The organism is Mycobacterium sp. (assembly GCF_052145595.1).
In the GTDB taxonomy this organism is placed as follows: Bacteria; Actinomycetota; Actinomycetes; order Mycobacteriales; family Mycobacteriaceae; genus Mycobacterium.
Map to the genome: position 1 here is coordinate 51077 of NZ_JBKQOI010000096.1, position 14513 is coordinate 65589.

Annotated in this window: 18 protein-coding genes; 11 read left to right on the forward strand and 7 right to left on the reverse strand. The window is 65.9% G+C overall.

All coding sequences use genetic code 11. The features are described 5' to 3' along the window. The first annotated feature begins 11 nt into the window (after window positions 1-11). Both ACLP4W_RS08345 and ACLP4W_RS08350 read left to right on the forward strand, forming a co-directional pair. Window positions 12-815 (forward strand): alpha/beta fold hydrolase, encoded by an 804-nt coding sequence (locus ACLP4W_RS08345; protein WP_442385668.1) that lies wholly within the window; start codon window positions 12-14, stop codon window positions 813-815. Between the two features lie 235 nt (window positions 816-1050). Continuing rightward, a complete protein-coding gene (locus ACLP4W_RS08350) occupies window positions 1051-1524 on the forward strand; it encodes a DUF1003 domain-containing protein (protein WP_442385669.1) in 474 nt (157 codons plus the stop codon). Window positions 1525-1599: 75 nt separating this feature from the next. Here ACLP4W_RS08350 and ACLP4W_RS08355 read toward each other — a convergent pair whose 3' ends face one another. The 3 genes from ACLP4W_RS08355 to ACLP4W_RS08365 are packed head-to-tail and all read right to left on the reverse strand — an operon-like array spanning window position 1600 to window position 4481. After that, window positions 1600-2313: a hypothetical protein gene (locus tag ACLP4W_RS08355; protein ID WP_442385670.1), complete on the reverse strand. Its 714-nt coding sequence runs from the start codon at window positions 2311-2313 to the stop codon at window positions 1600-1602. Window positions 2314-2329: 16 nt separating this feature from the next. Beyond that, entirely contained in the window at window positions 2330-3784 is a 1455-nt protein-coding gene (locus ACLP4W_RS08360) for a class I adenylate-forming enzyme family protein (protein ID WP_442385671.1), read from the reverse strand. A 7-nt stretch (window positions 3785-3791) separates the two neighbouring features. Beyond that, window positions 3792-4481 (reverse strand): hypothetical protein, encoded by a 690-nt coding sequence (locus ACLP4W_RS08365; protein WP_442385686.1) that lies wholly within the window; start codon window positions 4479-4481, stop codon window positions 3792-3794. A 198-nt stretch (window positions 4482-4679) separates the two neighbouring features. On the opposite strand from ACLP4W_RS08365, the gene ACLP4W_RS08370 reads away from it, so the two are divergent. The 7 genes from ACLP4W_RS08370 to ACLP4W_RS08400 all read left to right on the forward strand — a co-directional run bounded on the left by ACLP4W_RS08370 (window position 4680) and on the right by ACLP4W_RS08400 (window position 9688). Beyond that, window positions 4680-5162 carry a carboxymuconolactone decarboxylase family protein gene (locus tag ACLP4W_RS08370; protein WP_442385672.1) on the forward strand — a complete coding sequence of 161 codons (483 nt, stop codon included), beginning with the start codon at window positions 4680-4682 and terminating at the stop codon, window positions 5160-5162. A gap of 26 nt (window positions 5163-5188) precedes the next feature. After that, window positions 5189-5830: a nitroreductase family protein gene (locus tag ACLP4W_RS08375; protein WP_442385687.1), complete on the forward strand. Its 642-nt coding sequence runs from the start codon at window positions 5189-5191 to the stop codon at window positions 5828-5830. Then, entirely contained in the window at window positions 5830-6324 is a 495-nt protein-coding gene (locus tag ACLP4W_RS08380; RefSeq protein ID WP_442385673.1) for an SRPBCC family protein, read from the forward strand. Before ACLP4W_RS08375 ends, ACLP4W_RS08380 begins: the two co-directional genes overlap by 1 nt. A gap of 509 nt (window positions 6325-6833) precedes the next feature. Beyond that, a complete protein-coding gene (locus ACLP4W_RS08385; protein ID WP_442385674.1) occupies window positions 6834-7295 on the forward strand; it encodes a Fur family transcriptional regulator in 462 nt (153 codons plus the stop codon). Window positions 7296-7346: 51 nt separating this feature from the next. Continuing rightward, entirely contained in the window at window positions 7347-7859 is a 513-nt protein-coding gene (locus ACLP4W_RS08390) for a hypothetical protein (protein ID WP_442385675.1), read from the forward strand. 14 nt (window positions 7860-7873) lie between these two features. Beyond that, complete coding sequence (locus ACLP4W_RS08395) at window positions 7874-8842, forward strand: FAD-dependent oxidoreductase (RefSeq protein WP_442385676.1); 969 nt, start codon at window positions 7874-7876, stop codon at window positions 8840-8842. A gap of 63 nt (window positions 8843-8905) precedes the next feature. Further along, window positions 8906-9688 carry an enoyl-CoA hydratase/isomerase family protein gene (locus ACLP4W_RS08400; protein WP_442385677.1) on the forward strand — a complete coding sequence of 261 codons (783 nt, stop codon included), beginning with the start codon at window positions 8906-8908 and terminating at the stop codon, window positions 9686-9688. Between the two features lie 4 nt (window positions 9689-9692). On the opposite strand, the gene ACLP4W_RS08405 is transcribed toward ACLP4W_RS08400, so the two are convergent. Further along, the gene (locus ACLP4W_RS08405) at window positions 9693-10094 is read right to left on the reverse strand and encodes a phage holin family protein (RefSeq protein ID WP_442385678.1); all 402 of its coding nucleotides are present in this window, start codon (window positions 10092-10094) and stop codon (window positions 9693-9695) included. A 41-nt stretch (window positions 10095-10135) separates the two neighbouring features. Beyond that, window positions 10136-11203, reverse strand: a complete 1068-nt coding sequence (locus tag ACLP4W_RS08410; protein WP_442385679.1) for an amidohydrolase family protein — start codon at window positions 11201-11203, stop codon at window positions 10136-10138. A 77-nt stretch (window positions 11204-11280) separates the two neighbouring features. On the opposite strand from ACLP4W_RS08410, the gene ACLP4W_RS08415 reads away from it, so the two are divergent. Then, complete coding sequence (locus tag ACLP4W_RS08415) at window positions 11281-12543, forward strand: sialate:H+ symport family MFS transporter (protein WP_442385680.1); 1263 nt, start codon at window positions 11281-11283, stop codon at window positions 12541-12543. A 2-nt stretch (window positions 12544-12545) separates the two neighbouring features. Here ACLP4W_RS08415 and ACLP4W_RS08420 read toward each other — a convergent pair whose 3' ends face one another. Together ACLP4W_RS08420 and ACLP4W_RS08425 are read right to left on the reverse strand one after the other, a co-directional pair. Further along, entirely contained in the window at window positions 12546-13814 is a 1269-nt protein-coding gene (locus ACLP4W_RS08420) for a competence/damage-inducible protein A (RefSeq protein ID WP_442385681.1), read from the reverse strand. A gap of 138 nt (window positions 13815-13952) precedes the next feature. Continuing rightward, window positions 13953-14231, reverse strand: a complete 279-nt coding sequence (locus ACLP4W_RS08425; protein ID WP_442385682.1) for a hypothetical protein — start codon at window positions 14229-14231, stop codon at window positions 13953-13955. Between the two features lie 113 nt (window positions 14232-14344). Here ACLP4W_RS08425 and ACLP4W_RS08430 point away from each other — a divergent pair. Beyond that, window positions 14345-14513: macro domain-containing protein (locus tag ACLP4W_RS08430; protein ID WP_442385688.1), on the forward strand; the 169-nt coding region annotated here is incomplete at its 3' end.

Genomic DNA, 14513 nt, shown 5'->3' on the forward strand with positions numbered 1-14513 from the left:
GGGAATTCTCAATGACGACCATTCAGACTCGGGCGGGCCGAATTGCCTACCGCGAATCCGGTAGTGGCCCAACGGTGTTATTGCTGCATGCGACGCTGCACGACCGGCACGACTTCGACCCGATCGTCGAGGTGCTGGCCGAGCGCTACCGCACCATCGCCGTGGACTGGCCCGGGCACGGCGATTCGGATCCGGTTGACGCCACCATCGAGCCCGGCGCACCGCTTTTCGCGGACGTGCTCGAAGACGTTGTCGACGGGCTGGGCCTGTCGCGGGCCGTGCTGATCGGGAACTCGGTCGGCGGATTCGCCGCTGCGCGCCTGGCGATGAACCGTCCCGACTCCGTCGCGGGCCTGGTCCTCGTCAACGCGGGTGGGTTCGTTACATGGAATCCGCTGTCTCGCATGTCTTGCCGGGTGTTGGGCACGCCGGCGGTATTCCGCCGGGCCGCTCCCCTGTTCGTCCGCGGCTACATGAAGGCCAAGACCGACAGCGATCGGCAGATCATCCGGCGTGCGACCGCGGCGGCGAAAACGTCCGAGGGCATCCGCGTCGCAACGGGGCTGTGGCGAAGTTTCGCCTCACCCGAGCACGATCTGCGCAGCCGTGCCGGTGAGCTGTCCGTGCCCACTCTCATCGTCTGGGGCAAGAAAGACATCGCCATACCGCTGAGCGCCGGACGCGCGACCCACAATGCCATTCGCGGTTCCCGGCTCGAGATCCTCGATACCGGGCATGTGGTTTTCTCGTCGGATCCGGACGGCTTTCTCGCGGTCGCCGAGCCGTTCCTGCAATCGGTCAGTTTGCGGCGTTAATCGCCCTGATCACAAGCGCGTCCAGGGGCATTCTTGTTCCGTGACTGCGAGTGTTGGCGCCTGCGCTACTGCGTGGAGCGATCACTGGCGGGAAGGTCTGACCGACACCAGGCCGTGGGCGTGGAAAATCGCCTACGTCCGTGCTTGGCTTGGCGAACGGTCCCATCCACCCGCCGAAGTCTGTCAGATCGCGCGAAAGCGCGTATCGCCATGGCGCCGAAAGGAACGGTTCAGCATGACCACACAAGCCGAAAGCCATCGGCACAGCCCACAATTGATTCCAGGCCGACTACTGCGAAGTGGGCAGCCGCACCATCCGGCCGTCCTGGACGAGGCCAGGAGACGGCGCGACAAGCTCCAGTTGCGCCTGGCGGACCGGATAACGGCGTTTGCCGGGTCGATGAACTTCGTCTGGATACACGCGGCACTGTTTGCCGTGTGGATGTTGGTCTTGGAACGGAACCCCTGGCCGACGTTGACCCTGGTGGTGTCGCTTGAGGCAATTTTTCTGTCGACCTTCGTGATGATCGGGCAGAACCGTCAGGCATCTTTCCAGCAAGCGAAGGCCGACCACGACTTCGAGGCCCAGGAATTGGAGCTGAAGACCAATACCGAGCTCACTCGCCAGATCCATGTGCTCACAGAGGAATTGCACACGCAGTTCATCCCGCGAACATCTGGGCACCACGACTCAGCGTCGCCCAGTTAGAAGCGGGCAGTGAAAAGCCATGCCAAATCTGATGTCACGTCGCTCGCATCGCTGCCGCGGGTCGGCGCAACAGGCTCAGTACAAGGGTGACCACTCCGACGTCCGCAGCAGCCGGCTCTCCCACTGATCGCGGTATTTCAGGGCGTCGAACATATAGCTGCCTGGCGCACGGTGCTCCGGCGGGGTCTCGGTGGTCAGCAGGCGTACGAGCGCCGCGTGGTTGTTGGAATCGTCGATTTTCTGCCACAGCATCGCTTCTCGTCGGCGATAGCTACCGTGCGCGACCTGAAAGCACGCCTGGATATCGAGGATCCGCATCCCCGGCGGGGCTTTGGAAAGCACGCGGTAGTAGATCTCGTCCCACGAACGGATGTAGTCATCGAGCGGAGCGTAGGGCCAGCCGGTGTCTTCCATGAACAGGCTCGGCGGATGGACCGCACCATCGGTGGGCACGGTCGCCAGGTCTACCGTCTGCAGCGGCGACCAGTAGACCGGGAGCAGGATCTTGCCGGTCACGTCGTGGCGCAGGTGGTCGAGTTCGCGCATCCACGGGTTCAGATCCCCGTTCTGCGTGCGGCGGGCGAGCCGCTCCCACGCGGCGCCGTCGGTGATTCCGGTGATGGTGACGACGGTGTAGGAAGCCCCCGAGCCGTGAGCGTGATTGGCGTACCAGAGCAGCCGGGCGGTGTCCTCTTTCGCCAGCGTGGGCATCCAGCCCTCCCGGTAGGCGGCCTCGAATTCGTCCTGCCGCGCGCCGACCACCTTGTGCGTCTCGTGAAGGAAAAGCATTAATAATTCCTATGTTTCAGGCGCCGTTGGCGATCAGCGTGGCGATCTGGGGCCGGCTGACTTTGCCGGTCGCGCTGTACGGGATCTGGTCGACGATGGCCAACCGCTCGGGCAGCTTGAAGTAGGCGATCAACTCGCGACAGTGCGACCGCAGCTCCTCGAGCGTCACCGGGGCGTGAGACACCACCGCGGCCCCCACCCGCTGGCCGAGTTCGTCGTCGGCGATCCCGGCGACCGCGACGTCGCTTACCGCCGGGTGGGAACGCAGCGCTTCCTCGACCTCGATCGGTCCGAACTTCTCTCCCCCACGGTTGATGGTGTCGCTCAGGCGGCCGCTCGGGAAGATGTAGCCGTCGGCATCCTGGCGGGCGAGGTCACCGGTGTGCAGCCAGCCCTCGGTGACGTTTTGAGTGGTGTTCACCCACAACTCGCCGACCGTTCCGGGCTCGACGTCATCGCCCGTCGCGGGGTCCACCACTCGCACTTCGACTCCGGGCAACGGCCGGCCGACCGAGCCGGCGCGGGCCGGATCGCGGTGATCGCCGGGCAGCAGGGTCGTGTACGCGCCAAGGGTCTCGGTCTGTCCGAAGACGTTGGCGAACGCCACGTGGGGCAGCGCGGCCATCGCCCTGCGCACCAACGTGATTGGCGCGGCCGCGGCCCCGTAGGCGATGGCGACCAGAGACGTCAGGTCGGTGCCCGCGAAGTCCGGATGATCGAGGATGCGCTGCAGCATCGTCGGCACCATGAACGTCGTGGTCACCCGGTGTTCCGACACCAGGCGTAGCCACTCGCCGGCGTCGAACCGCGCCTGCACCACCGAGGTGTTGCCCGAGTACAGACTGCCGAGCGTGCCCAGCGCGCCGCCGACATGGAAGAAGGGGACGGACATCATCCCTATCGAGGGCCTGGTGTCCGCCCGGAACGGCGCCGATATCCCCGTGATACGCCTGGCGAGCTGCCGGCCGCTGATGCCGACGGCCTTGGGGAGTCCCGTTGTGCCGCTGGTGAACAGGACCAAGGCGTCCCCGTCGTCGGTATCTTCGGCCAGGTCGACGTCGCTTCGCAACGTCGATCGACTGTCGCCCGTCAGGTCGGGCACCGTGAGCACCGTGGGCGCACCCGCCTGGCGGAGCCGGTCGATGTACTGCTCCCCCGCGACCGCCACATCGGCGCAGCCGGCGTTTTTCAAAAGCCCTTGCAGCTCCGGCGGCGTCAGCGCGGGATTCATCAGCGCGGCCGCGGCGCCAATGCGTGCCGCCGCGAGCAACGTCGCGATAGACAGCAGGCTTCCGCCATCGACGACCGCGACGCGCTGGCCGGCCATCACACCGTGGTCGGCCAGGCCGGTGGCGCACTGCCGCACCGTCGCGCCCAGCTCGCCGTAACTGACGGAGCGCCCGTCGATGATGAGCGCGACCCGCGTGGGATCGCCGGCCGCCGGCGCGTCGACGATTGTGCCCGTATTCATGGGCGGGTCAGTAAAGGGGGGACCACTCGGAGGTCCGCAGCAACCGGGTGGTCCATTGATCGCGCAGGTCCAGGGCGTCGTGCATCCAGGTCCCCGGGGCGCGGTACTCGGCGGGGATGTGGGTCCGGAGCAGATCGAGTAGCGCCTCGGGCCTGCTGATGCGCTGCATCAGGAGCACCTCGCGGCGCACGTGACTGCCGAGGGCGGGCTGGAACGCAGCGTGCATTTCCAGCATGGACGACGGCTGCTCGAGGCTCCTGGCGTACACGTCACCGCACCTGGCGATGTATTCCTCGAACTTGTCCTCGTAAGGCCACATGGTGTCTTCCATGTAGAGACTCATCTCGTGCTCTCGCCCATCGACCGGCACCTCGTCGAACGACACCTCCAGCAGTGGCGACCACGGTAGCGGTACCAGCAGCTTCGCATCGACCTCGTGGCGGAGCGCGTCCACCCCGCGCATCCACTCCTGAAGGTCACCCTTCTGGACCCGCTTGGTCAGGCGTTCCCACGCCGCTCCGTCGCGAACCGCGGTCATGGTCATCACGGTGTAGGCGGGGCCGCTGCCGTGCGCCTGGTTTGAGTACCACAACAACCGGGCCTCGTAGCCCTCGGCGAGCGCGGGCATCCAGCCCTCCCGAAATGCGGCCTCGAATTCGTCTTCGTGGCGCCCGCGTACCTTGTGCACCTCGTGCATGAACAGCACGCCAAGACCTCCGCACCCGGGCGCTCTGCCTTGAACGCCCTCGTTCAACGGACCGTAGCCTGGCCAGTTTTCCGCGTCTAGTCAAGATCTACAGATGCACAATTAGAGCGCGACGGTTGACCTAGACAGTCGCGTCGAGAATCTGGTTTGCTCAATTTTTTAGCCTCATTACCGCGCAGGAGTTCGCTGATGGCCCGACTCAACGTGCCGGATGGCCCGGGCGGCGAAGCCGCCATGATCTGGACGCTACGGCCGCCGCTCGGTGGCATGGTCGAGCGGATGATCCGGGGCGCATACCAGCAGAGCATGCTGCCGCCCGACGAGCGGGAGCTGGCCAGGATGCGAATAGCTCAGATCAACGACTGCGTCGCCTGCTCTGATTTTCGTGCCCAGTCCGTGCTGGATGTCGGTGTCGCGCCGGAGCTCTACGACAACGTCGCCGCCTATGCCAGCTACCCCGGCTACACGCCGCGCCAGCGTCTTGCCATCGAGTACGCCGAGCGTTTCGCGACCGACCACGCGTCGATGGGCGACGCGTTCTTCGAGCGGCTGCGGGGGTCGTTTTCCGACGAGGAGATCCTCGATCTGACGCTGTGCGTCGCGGTATTTCTTGGCCTTGGACGCTCGTTGACGGTGCTTGGTGTCGATCAGTCCTGCGCAATCGACCTTTGACCAAGCAAAGCGACTGGAAGGACAGCATGGACATCGCGACGGTCGACGAATTGCTGACCACCACGCGATCGGTGCGAAAACGCCTTGACCTGACCCGGCCGGTCGGTCGCGACGTGATCCTCGAGTGCATACGGCTGGCGATGCAGGCGCCCACCGCGAGCAACGCGCAGGACTGGCGGTGGCTGGTGATCACCGATGCCGACAAGCGCGCCGCCATCGCCGAGATCTACAAGAGCATCGGCGCTGACTATCTCGAGTACGCCGCCAAGGACGCGTCCGACCCGCAGACCCAGCGCGTGTACGCCAGCGCGTTCAGCCTGACTGACACGCTGGCCCAGGTTCCGGTGCATGTCATCCCCTGTCTGGAGAACCGCATCGATAACTCCAATGTGCTGGCCGCCGCGTCGGCCTGGGCGTCGATCATCCCGGCCGGGTGGAGCTTCTTGCTCGCGCTGCGGTCCCGAAGACTGGGATCGGTGTGGACGACGATGCATCTGGCCAAGGAGCAGGAGGTGGCCGAGGTGCTCGGGATTCCGGCCACGGTCACCCAGGCTGCGCTGTTCCCGGTGGCCTATACGATTGGCACCGACTTCCGGCCGGCCGCGCGGCCGCCCGCGGAGACGATCACTTATTGGGACACCTGGGGACAGCCTGATGGAGAAAGCTGATGCAGTCCTACACCGTGCGATTCCATGTCGATGCGCCGCCGAGGAAAGTGTGGCGGGTGCTTCATCCGCCGGCCCCGCCGAACGCGCCACGGCCGCGAATTCTCAAGTGGCCCACGGGCAGCATGGAAATCCTCAACGAGGGCAACGAAGCCGGTGAGGGTCTGGTCCGCACCTGCGTCTTCGAAGTGCCCAAGTACCTGCTGTCCAGGGGCAAGGCGCGGTCGTGGGAGACGGTGACCGAAGCGGAGATGAACAAGCTGTCGCGCTACGTCGCGGTCGGCGCACCGCTGTGGTCTCGCGCCGAGGGCTATCACCAGCTCGAGGAGCAGCCCGACGGCACGACCGTGCTGACCTTCCACGAGACGTATCACGCCTACAACCCGGTGCTGCGCTTCTTTCTCGAGCGTCCTGTGTACGCGAAGATTTCTCGCGACAATCTCAAGACGTATGAGCACGCGCTGGGTTACGCCGGCAAGGTGCGGAGGCTGACCTAAAAAGTCCGGTCGGTCCTATCTCCAAGCGTTACAAGGGTTTTCGCGGGTCTTCGCTGCGCACCGGGTGCGCCGCGGCCGCCGTCGTGCCGAACGTGTCAGCGGTGCAGCTGGTTTGGGCCGACTGGCGTGGACGCTGGCCGTGGTCGGCCGGCTTCAACAACGGGCGAGGCACACAACCGGTGCTCGTGTGCGGGCAGGACTCGATAGTGCGGGATCGTAAGCAAGCAACCGAAAGTCGCCCAGGGGTGAACGTGCTAAGAAAGTCAACCTGTAAGTAATTCTTCTCTTTACGGCCAGACAGGAGATCACGGCAATACGCAGTCTAAAAGTCTGTAATTACTACTGTCCCATTCCTTTTAGTCTGAGTCGATTGCGCGGAAACGTAACAAGAAAGGGCCGAATGACTCTAAGATCAGCTGCGCTGTGAGCGTTACTTTCCGTGAAGGTCCCTAACTTGCAGCGCTCATCGGCCGGCTTCCGGGGGGGTCAAACGCTTGACTGATTTCAGGATGGATAGTCGGATTCCCGACGGGTCGGCGACGGACTACGCACAACAGCTGCGCAGGGCTCGTCTCCGTGTTACCCGCCCGCGGATGGCCGTGCTCGCCGCGGTGCACGCGCACCCGCACTCAGACACGGAAACGGTCTTCGAAACGGTGCGTGCCCGCCTACCTGATGTGTGCCTTCAGACTGTGTACGACGTGGTGCACACGCTGACCGACGTGGGTATGCTGCGACGAATCCAGCCCCCTGGTTCCGTCGCGCGCTACGAGTCGAGGGTCGGTGACAACCACCATCACATCGTCTGCCGGTCTTGCGGGGTCATCGTGGACGTTGACTGTGCTCTCGGTGAGGGTCCGTGCCTGTCCGCTTCGGACCAGAAAGGCTTCCTGCTGGACGAGGCTGAGGTTATCTTCTGGGGCGTCTGCCCCGCTTGCTCCACATCACGTGCCTCGGGATCACACCTGTGATCACGCGACACAGATGTGAAATGGGCTGCTCACCCCGGTAGGCTGCGGTTCATGAGGTTCAAAGAGGTCCCACCTGCCGCGGCACGATTTGTCATCGCGGGGCTGATCTTTGCCGGCTGGGGTGCGTCCGCGGGTGTCGCCGCGGCCGACCCGGAGCCGACGCCGCCGCCTGCACCGTCGGCGTCCCCGGCACCTGCAGCATCACCGGCACCGGCACCGGCACCGAAGGCGACCATGGACCACGACGGCACGTACGCGGTGGGCACGGACATCGCGCCGGGCATCTACAGCTCGGCCGGGCCGGTCGGCAACGGCACGTGCTACTGGAAGCGGACAGGCGACCCCGACGGCGCCCTCATCGACAACACCATGACCAAAAAGCCGCAGGTAGTGCAGATCGACCCGACAGACAAAGCGTTCAAGACGTCGGGCTGCCAGCCCTGGCAGCTGACCCCGGACGCCACTCCGCCCGGTAATTCACCGCCTCCAGGTGTGCAAGGCGCTCTTGGCATCCTCAACGGGCTGCTCGGCGGCCAGAATGGACAGCAAGCCCCCCATTCCTGATGGGTCCTGCCGCCATGGCAAGTAGTTCGCAACAGATCGTCGTGGTAGGTGCCGGCGTGAGTGGATTGACGTCGGCCGTGTGTCTGGCCGAGGCGGGCTGGCGGGTGCGGGTGTGGGCGGCGGCAACGCCGCAGCAGACGACCTCGGCGGTGGCGGGTGCGGTGTGGGCGCCACCACGGCCGGCCGAACGCGCCGCCAAGACGCTGGATTGGACCAAGCACTCCCTGCGGGTGTTCCGTGAACTGGCCAATGACCCCAGCACCGGGGTTCGCATGGCGCCGGCGCTGATCGTCGGCGACCTCACTGGGGCCGAGGCGATGTCGTCGGCGGCCGAGGTCATCCCCGACCTGCGGCCGGCTGACCCGGCCGGCATCCCCGATGGTTTCGGTGCCGGGTTTCGCGCCACCATGCCGATGATCGACATGCCGCAATATCTCGACCACCTGGCACGGCGGCTGGCCGCGGCCGGCTGCGAAATCGAGTTGCATCCGGTGCGGTCGCTGGCCGAGGCCGCCGACGCCGCACCGATCGTCGTCAACTGTGCCGGTCTCGGCTCGGGAGCGCTGACCGGCGATGACTCGGTGCGGCCGCTGTTCGGTCAGCATGTTGTCTTGACCAATCCCGGTCTGCGGCAACTGTTTATGGAGATCAACAGCGGCCGGGAGTGGACCTGCTACTTCCCGCATCCGCAGCGCGTGGTGTGCGGCGGCATCAGCATCCCTGACCGCTGGGACACCACCGCGGAGCGCGAGGTGACCGACCGCATCCTGCAACGCTGTCGCCGGATCGAGCCGCGGCTGCGCGAGGCCGAGGTGATCGAGACGATTACCGGGCTGCGTCCCGACCGTCTGTCGGTGCGAGTGGAGGCTGAGCCGCTCGGGCGGGCGCGCTGCATCCACAACTACGGGCACAGCAGCAATGGCGTGACGTTGTCATGGGGTTGCGCGCGGGACGTGGTGCGCCTGGTGGGGGCTGATCGTTAACGCCGTCGGCACACCCGAGGTTATTGTTGCAAAGATAGCAACCTTGAGTCATGTGGAGACGCGGTGAGCATCGATTACACGCTGCACGCGCACATTGCCACAATCACGATCAACCGTCCGGAGACGCGCAACTCGCTGGACATGCAGCATTTCCGCGACTTGGCCCACGCCTGGGCGGCTTTCCGCGACGACGCCGGCGCCTGGGTCGCGGTAATCACCGGCGTCGGCCGGGACTTCTGCACCGGCGCTGACCTCAAGAAATTCATCCCGGAACTGACCGGTGAGCTACCCAAACCCGAAGGGTGGAACAAAGACGACGCCATTCACGCCGTCCTGCATCGGTTCCCGGTGTACAAGCCGATCGTCGCCGCCATAAACGGAACGTGCATCGCGGGCGGGTTCGAGATGCTGAGCTCCGCCGACATTCGAGTGGCCGTGCCCGAGGCGCGATTCGCGGTCATGGAGCCCAAGCGCGGTCTGTTCGCCGGCGGCGGGACCACCGTGCGGCTGCCGCGTCAGATTCCCTACGCGTTCGCGATGGAGCTGCTGCTGACTGCCGACATGGTGGACGCGGGGCGAGCCCTGGCGATGGGGCTGATCAACCGGGTGGTCCCGGCGGACCAGCTGATGGATGCCGCGTATGACTACGCCGAGCGCATTGCCGCCAACGCACCGCTGGCGGTCTACGCGACGAAGCAGTCAGCCGTTGAAGGCTTGGCGCTCGACCTCGAATCGGCGTACGACAACGAGACCCGGCACAGCGACCGCGTTTTCGCGACGGAGGACGCCAAGGAAGGACCACGCGCCTTCGCCGAGAAGCGACCGCCGCGGTGGCAGGCCCGCTGAGCTCTCAGACGCGGGCGCGGCCGCCGACGTCGCGAACCACCAGTGACAACACCCAACTCACGATGGACAACACGATCGCCGCCCAGATTGCCGTCCACCAGAAGTGGTCGATCTGCAGCCCCCAGTGGGTGGTGTGTTCGGTGATCCACGCGGTGATCCACAGCATCAACGCGTTGACGACGATATGGAACAGGCCCAGGGTCACGATGTAGAGCGGGATCGACAAGATCTGGACGACCGGCTTGACGATCGCGTTGACCAGACCGAAGATCACCGCCACGACGAAGATGATGCCGACCCTCTCCAGCTTTGTGTCGCCGCCCACGAAGCTCAACCCGTGCACGAAGAGGGTGACGATCCACATGGCAAGTCCGGTCAATGCGGCGCGAAGCAGAAAAGAACCCATGTCGAAGATCCTGCCACCCGGTGTCGTGGAAGTAACCCCGTTCAGTTCAGGTTGTAAAAGCGCTGCGCGTTGCGCCCGCCGATCTTTTCGCGCGCTTCCTCGCTGATGTCGGCGCGGGTGCGCAGGTGTTTGGTGCTCTCCGGCCACTCGCCGTCCCAATGTGGGTAATCGCTGGCGAACATGATGAAGTCGGCACCCAGCACGTCGATCACGCCGGGCAGGATCGGTTCCTCCGGTTCACACGTCACGAAGATGTTGCCCGCGGCCAGATATTCGTGCGGATCGCGGCGCCAGCCGCGCTCGACCCAATCGCCCCGCTTCTCGTAATGCTCGTGCAGGCGATCCATGAAGAATGGGACCCAGCCCGCCCCCGCCTCGAGGAAGGCGACCCGTAGCCGTGGATGCCGCTCGAAGACGCCGCCGGAGACCATCGCGGTCATCGCCGTCATCTGGTCGAACGGAAAGCTGATGCAGTGCACCTGGATGTAGTTGGTGAAGCGGTCCACCCCGATTTTCGGCAGGTGTATGCCCGGGGCGCCGTGAACGCCGAGGGGCATCCCGAGTTCGACGGCGGCCGCGTAGAACGGGTCGAGGTCGGGGTGGTCGAGGTTGCGGGTCTTCAGGGCGGGCGGGACGAGAGTCGCTACCAGCCCGAGCTCCCTGGCTTCGGTCATGACGTCGATGGCCAGCCGGCCGTGCTCGACGGGGGCCACGGCGACGCCGCGCAACCGGCCGCCCGAGGGCGCGCAGTAGTCCGCGATCCACTGGTTGTAGAGCCGGGAGAACCCCGCTGCGAACTCGGGGTCCTCCAGACTTGGCGCGCACAGCCCGAGGCTGGGATACAGCACCATCGTGTCGATGTGATCGCGATCGGCGTCGCCGAGCACGCCCTCGGCCGACCGGCAATTGATGTCAGGGGCCTTGCTGATCCCGTGTTCGGGCGGACAACCCGCGCCGGGGCCTTGGTCCTCGGGATAGTTGCGGCCCTCGAGCGTCAACCGCAGCCGCCCGTCGGTGCTGGGCTTCACGTGTTGCGGCCAGCGTTTAATTGCTTCGATCGCCAGCGATGAGTTCTCGGCGACGTGTCCGTCGGCGTCGATGATTCGCATGTATCGGCAACTTACTCTCGCGGATTGCATGTTCAAATGGCTTTCGCCGGCGCGCCTGGTACTGCAACGATGCTGACGTGACAACACAACGGCTCACCGCCGATCAGCGAAATTCATTCATCGCGGCGTCGTTGGGCTGGACGATGGACGCCTTCGATTACTTCATCGTGGTGCTCGTCTACGCCGACATCGCGAAGACGTTCCATGTCAGCAAAGCCGAAGTCGCGTTTGTCACCACTGCCACCCTGGTCATGCGCCCCGTGGGCGCATTGCTATTCGGGCTGTGGGCCGACCGCGTCGGTCGGCGGCTCCCGCTGATCGTGGACGTGATGTTCTACTCCGTGGTGGGGTTCCTGTGTGCGTTCGCGCCCAACTTCACCGTGCTGGTGATCCTGCGGCTGCTGTACGGCATCGGCATGGGCGGCGAGTGGGGGCTGGGCGCGGCGCTCGCCATGGAGAAGGTGCCCGTGGAGCGACGCGGTTTTTTCTCCGGGCTGCTGCAGGAGGGTTATGCATTCGGCTATCTGCTGGCGAGCGTTGCATCGCTGGTGGTGATGGATTGGCTGGGGTTGTCGTGGCGCTGGCTGTTCGGCTTGAGCATCATCCCGGCCCTGATCAGCCTGATCATCCGATACCGGGTGGAGGAGTCCGAGGTGTGGGAGGCCGCGCAGGACCGGATGCGGCTGACCAGCACCAGGATCCGCGACGTGCTGCGCGACGCCGCGATCATCCGCCGATTCATCTACCTGGTGCTGTTGATGACCGCGTTCAACTGGATGAGCCACGGCACCCAGGACGTCTACCCGACCTTCCTGACGTCGACCGCCAACCACGGCGCCGGCCTGTCCAGCGTGACCGTCAAATTGATCGTGGTGGTCTACAACGTCGGCGCCATCATCGGCGGCCTGTTCTTTGGCACGCTGTCACAGCGGTTCAGCCGCCGCTACACCATCATCTTCTGCGCGCTGCTGGGGCTGCCGATCGTGCCGTTGTTCGCCTACTCACGCACCGCGGCGATGCTGTGCCTCGGCTCGTTTTTGATGCAAGTCTGCGTGCAGGGCGCGTGGGGCGTGATCCCCGCGCATCTGACCGAGATGTCGCCCGATGCCATCCGCGGCCTCTACCCCGGCGTCACCTACCAGCTCGGTAACCTGCTGGCGGCGTTCAACCTGCCCATTCAGGAACGCCTGGCCGAGTCGCACGGTTATCCCTTTGCGTTGGCGGCGACGATCGTGCCGGTGTTGATCGCGGTGGCGTTCCTGACGCTGATCGGCAAGGACGCCACCGGAATCCGCTTCGGCACGGCCGAAAGTTCTTTTCTCCCAACGAAAGTGACCTGACTTTATTCGTTGTTGCTCAGTATGCGCCGCAGCAGGTGCATGGCCACCGTCGTAGAGCGCTCCCGGATGTCGGACCGGTTCCCGGGGAGCCGCAGCGTGCGGGTGTCCTTGCGGCCGCCGTCTTGCATCACGGTGAAACAGACTGTGCCGACTGGTTTTTCGTCTGTGCCCCCGCCCGGGCCGGCGATACCGGTGATCGCGACGGCGGTGTCGGCGCCGAAGCGCTGCAGCGCGCCTGCCGCCATCGCTTCGGCCACCGGCTCGGACACGGCCCCGTGTTTATCGATCAGGGCCGGGTCGACGCCCAGCAGCTCGGCTTTCGCCTCGTTGGAGTAGGAGACCACCCCGCCCATCACGTAGTCGGACGATCCGGGCCGGTCGGTAAGCCGCGCCGCCAGCAGCCCCGCGGTGCAGGATTCCGCCGTCGCGATCCGGCGGCCGGCCAGCAACTGGGCGACCACATCGTCCACGCTCGCGCCGTCTTCGGAATAGAGCTGCTGCCCGTGCTTTTCGCGCAGCAGCTCGGTCAGCCGCGCGTAGACGTCTACGGCGTGCGGCTCGTAGCGCGTGACCATTTCGATCTCGCCGCGCCGCAGGCAGGTGGTGATCTCGAGTTGCTCGTAGCCGGGGATGGTTTTCTCAGCCGTGCGCAGTGTCTCGGCCAGACCCGACTCGGGCAGCCCGAACATGCGAATGGTCTGCTGCCGGTAAATGGTTCGACCGGCGATCGCCCCTTGTGCCGCGGGTGTTTCGATGGCTCTGCGCCACATCGGCTGCAGCTCGCGCGGTGGTCCCGGAAGCACGATGACCGTCGGGCTGCCGGGCACCACCACCCCGGGCGCGGTGCCCACCGGGTCGAGCACCTGCGAACCTTTCGGAATCATGGCCTGCTTACGGTTGGCGGCGCGCACCGCGTCGAAACTTTCCGAATCGAAGTGCGCCATCAGCCTTTTGAGGATGTTGGCGATTTTGTTCTCGACCTCCGCGTCCAACACCAACGCCCGGCCGCAGAAGCGCGCCACCACTTCGACGGTCATGTCGTCGGCCGTGGGCCCCAGGCCGCCGCTGGTGACGATCAGGTCCACGCCCTCCCCGGCCATAAAGCGCAGCTGCGCCTCGATGTCGGAAGGGCGGTCACCGCAGATGGTGATGTGCGCCAGCTCGACGCCCAGCTCCAGCAGCCGGTCGGCGATCCAGGGGCCGTTCGCATCTTGCACCCGTCCGGTGAGGACCTCGGTTCCGGTGACGACGATGCCCGCGCGTGCGCTCACCGGCCTGAGCCTACTGGCGGCATTCCTGGGGTTGAGGCGCGCGGTGCCGGCGCATGCCGACCGGGGTGATCTGTCCCAGGCGGCACTACGGGTCCGGGGGCGCCGCCGGTACCGCCGGTGCCAGGTGACCGTCGCGTCCTAGTGGCCTGGGCTGCCGGGTCGGCCAGGCTGCCCGGGTTGGCCCGGTTGGCCGGGTTGGCCGGGGGTTCCGCCGGGGCCGGGTGCGCCGCCGGCACCACCCTCCCCGCCCGCGCCGGGCTGACCGCCAGGCCCGGGCGCCCCGCCCATGCCGCCGTCGCCGCCCCGGCCACCGTCGCCGCCGCGTCCGCCAGCCCCGCCTGCTCCCCCGGCTCCGCCAGCCCCGCCGCGGCCGCCAGCCCCGCCAGTGCCGCCGCTAGTGGGCGTTTCGCTGCTCATGACGTTTGCACCTGCCTCCCAGTCAGCCACCCTATTCCGCTCAGCCACGGTCAAGCTAGCCCCAAGACGCGGAGAGCCGGCGGCCCGAATCGATATCGCGGGACAATGAGTCGATGATCGAGTTAGAGGTGCTTCAGGCCGACGTGACCAAGCTTGAAGTCGATGCGATCACCAACGCGGCCAACACCCAACTGCGGCACGCCGGCGGCGTCGCGGCGGCGATCTCCCGCGCCGGCGGCCCCGGGGTGCAACGCGAATCGACCGAGAAGGCGCCGATCGGGC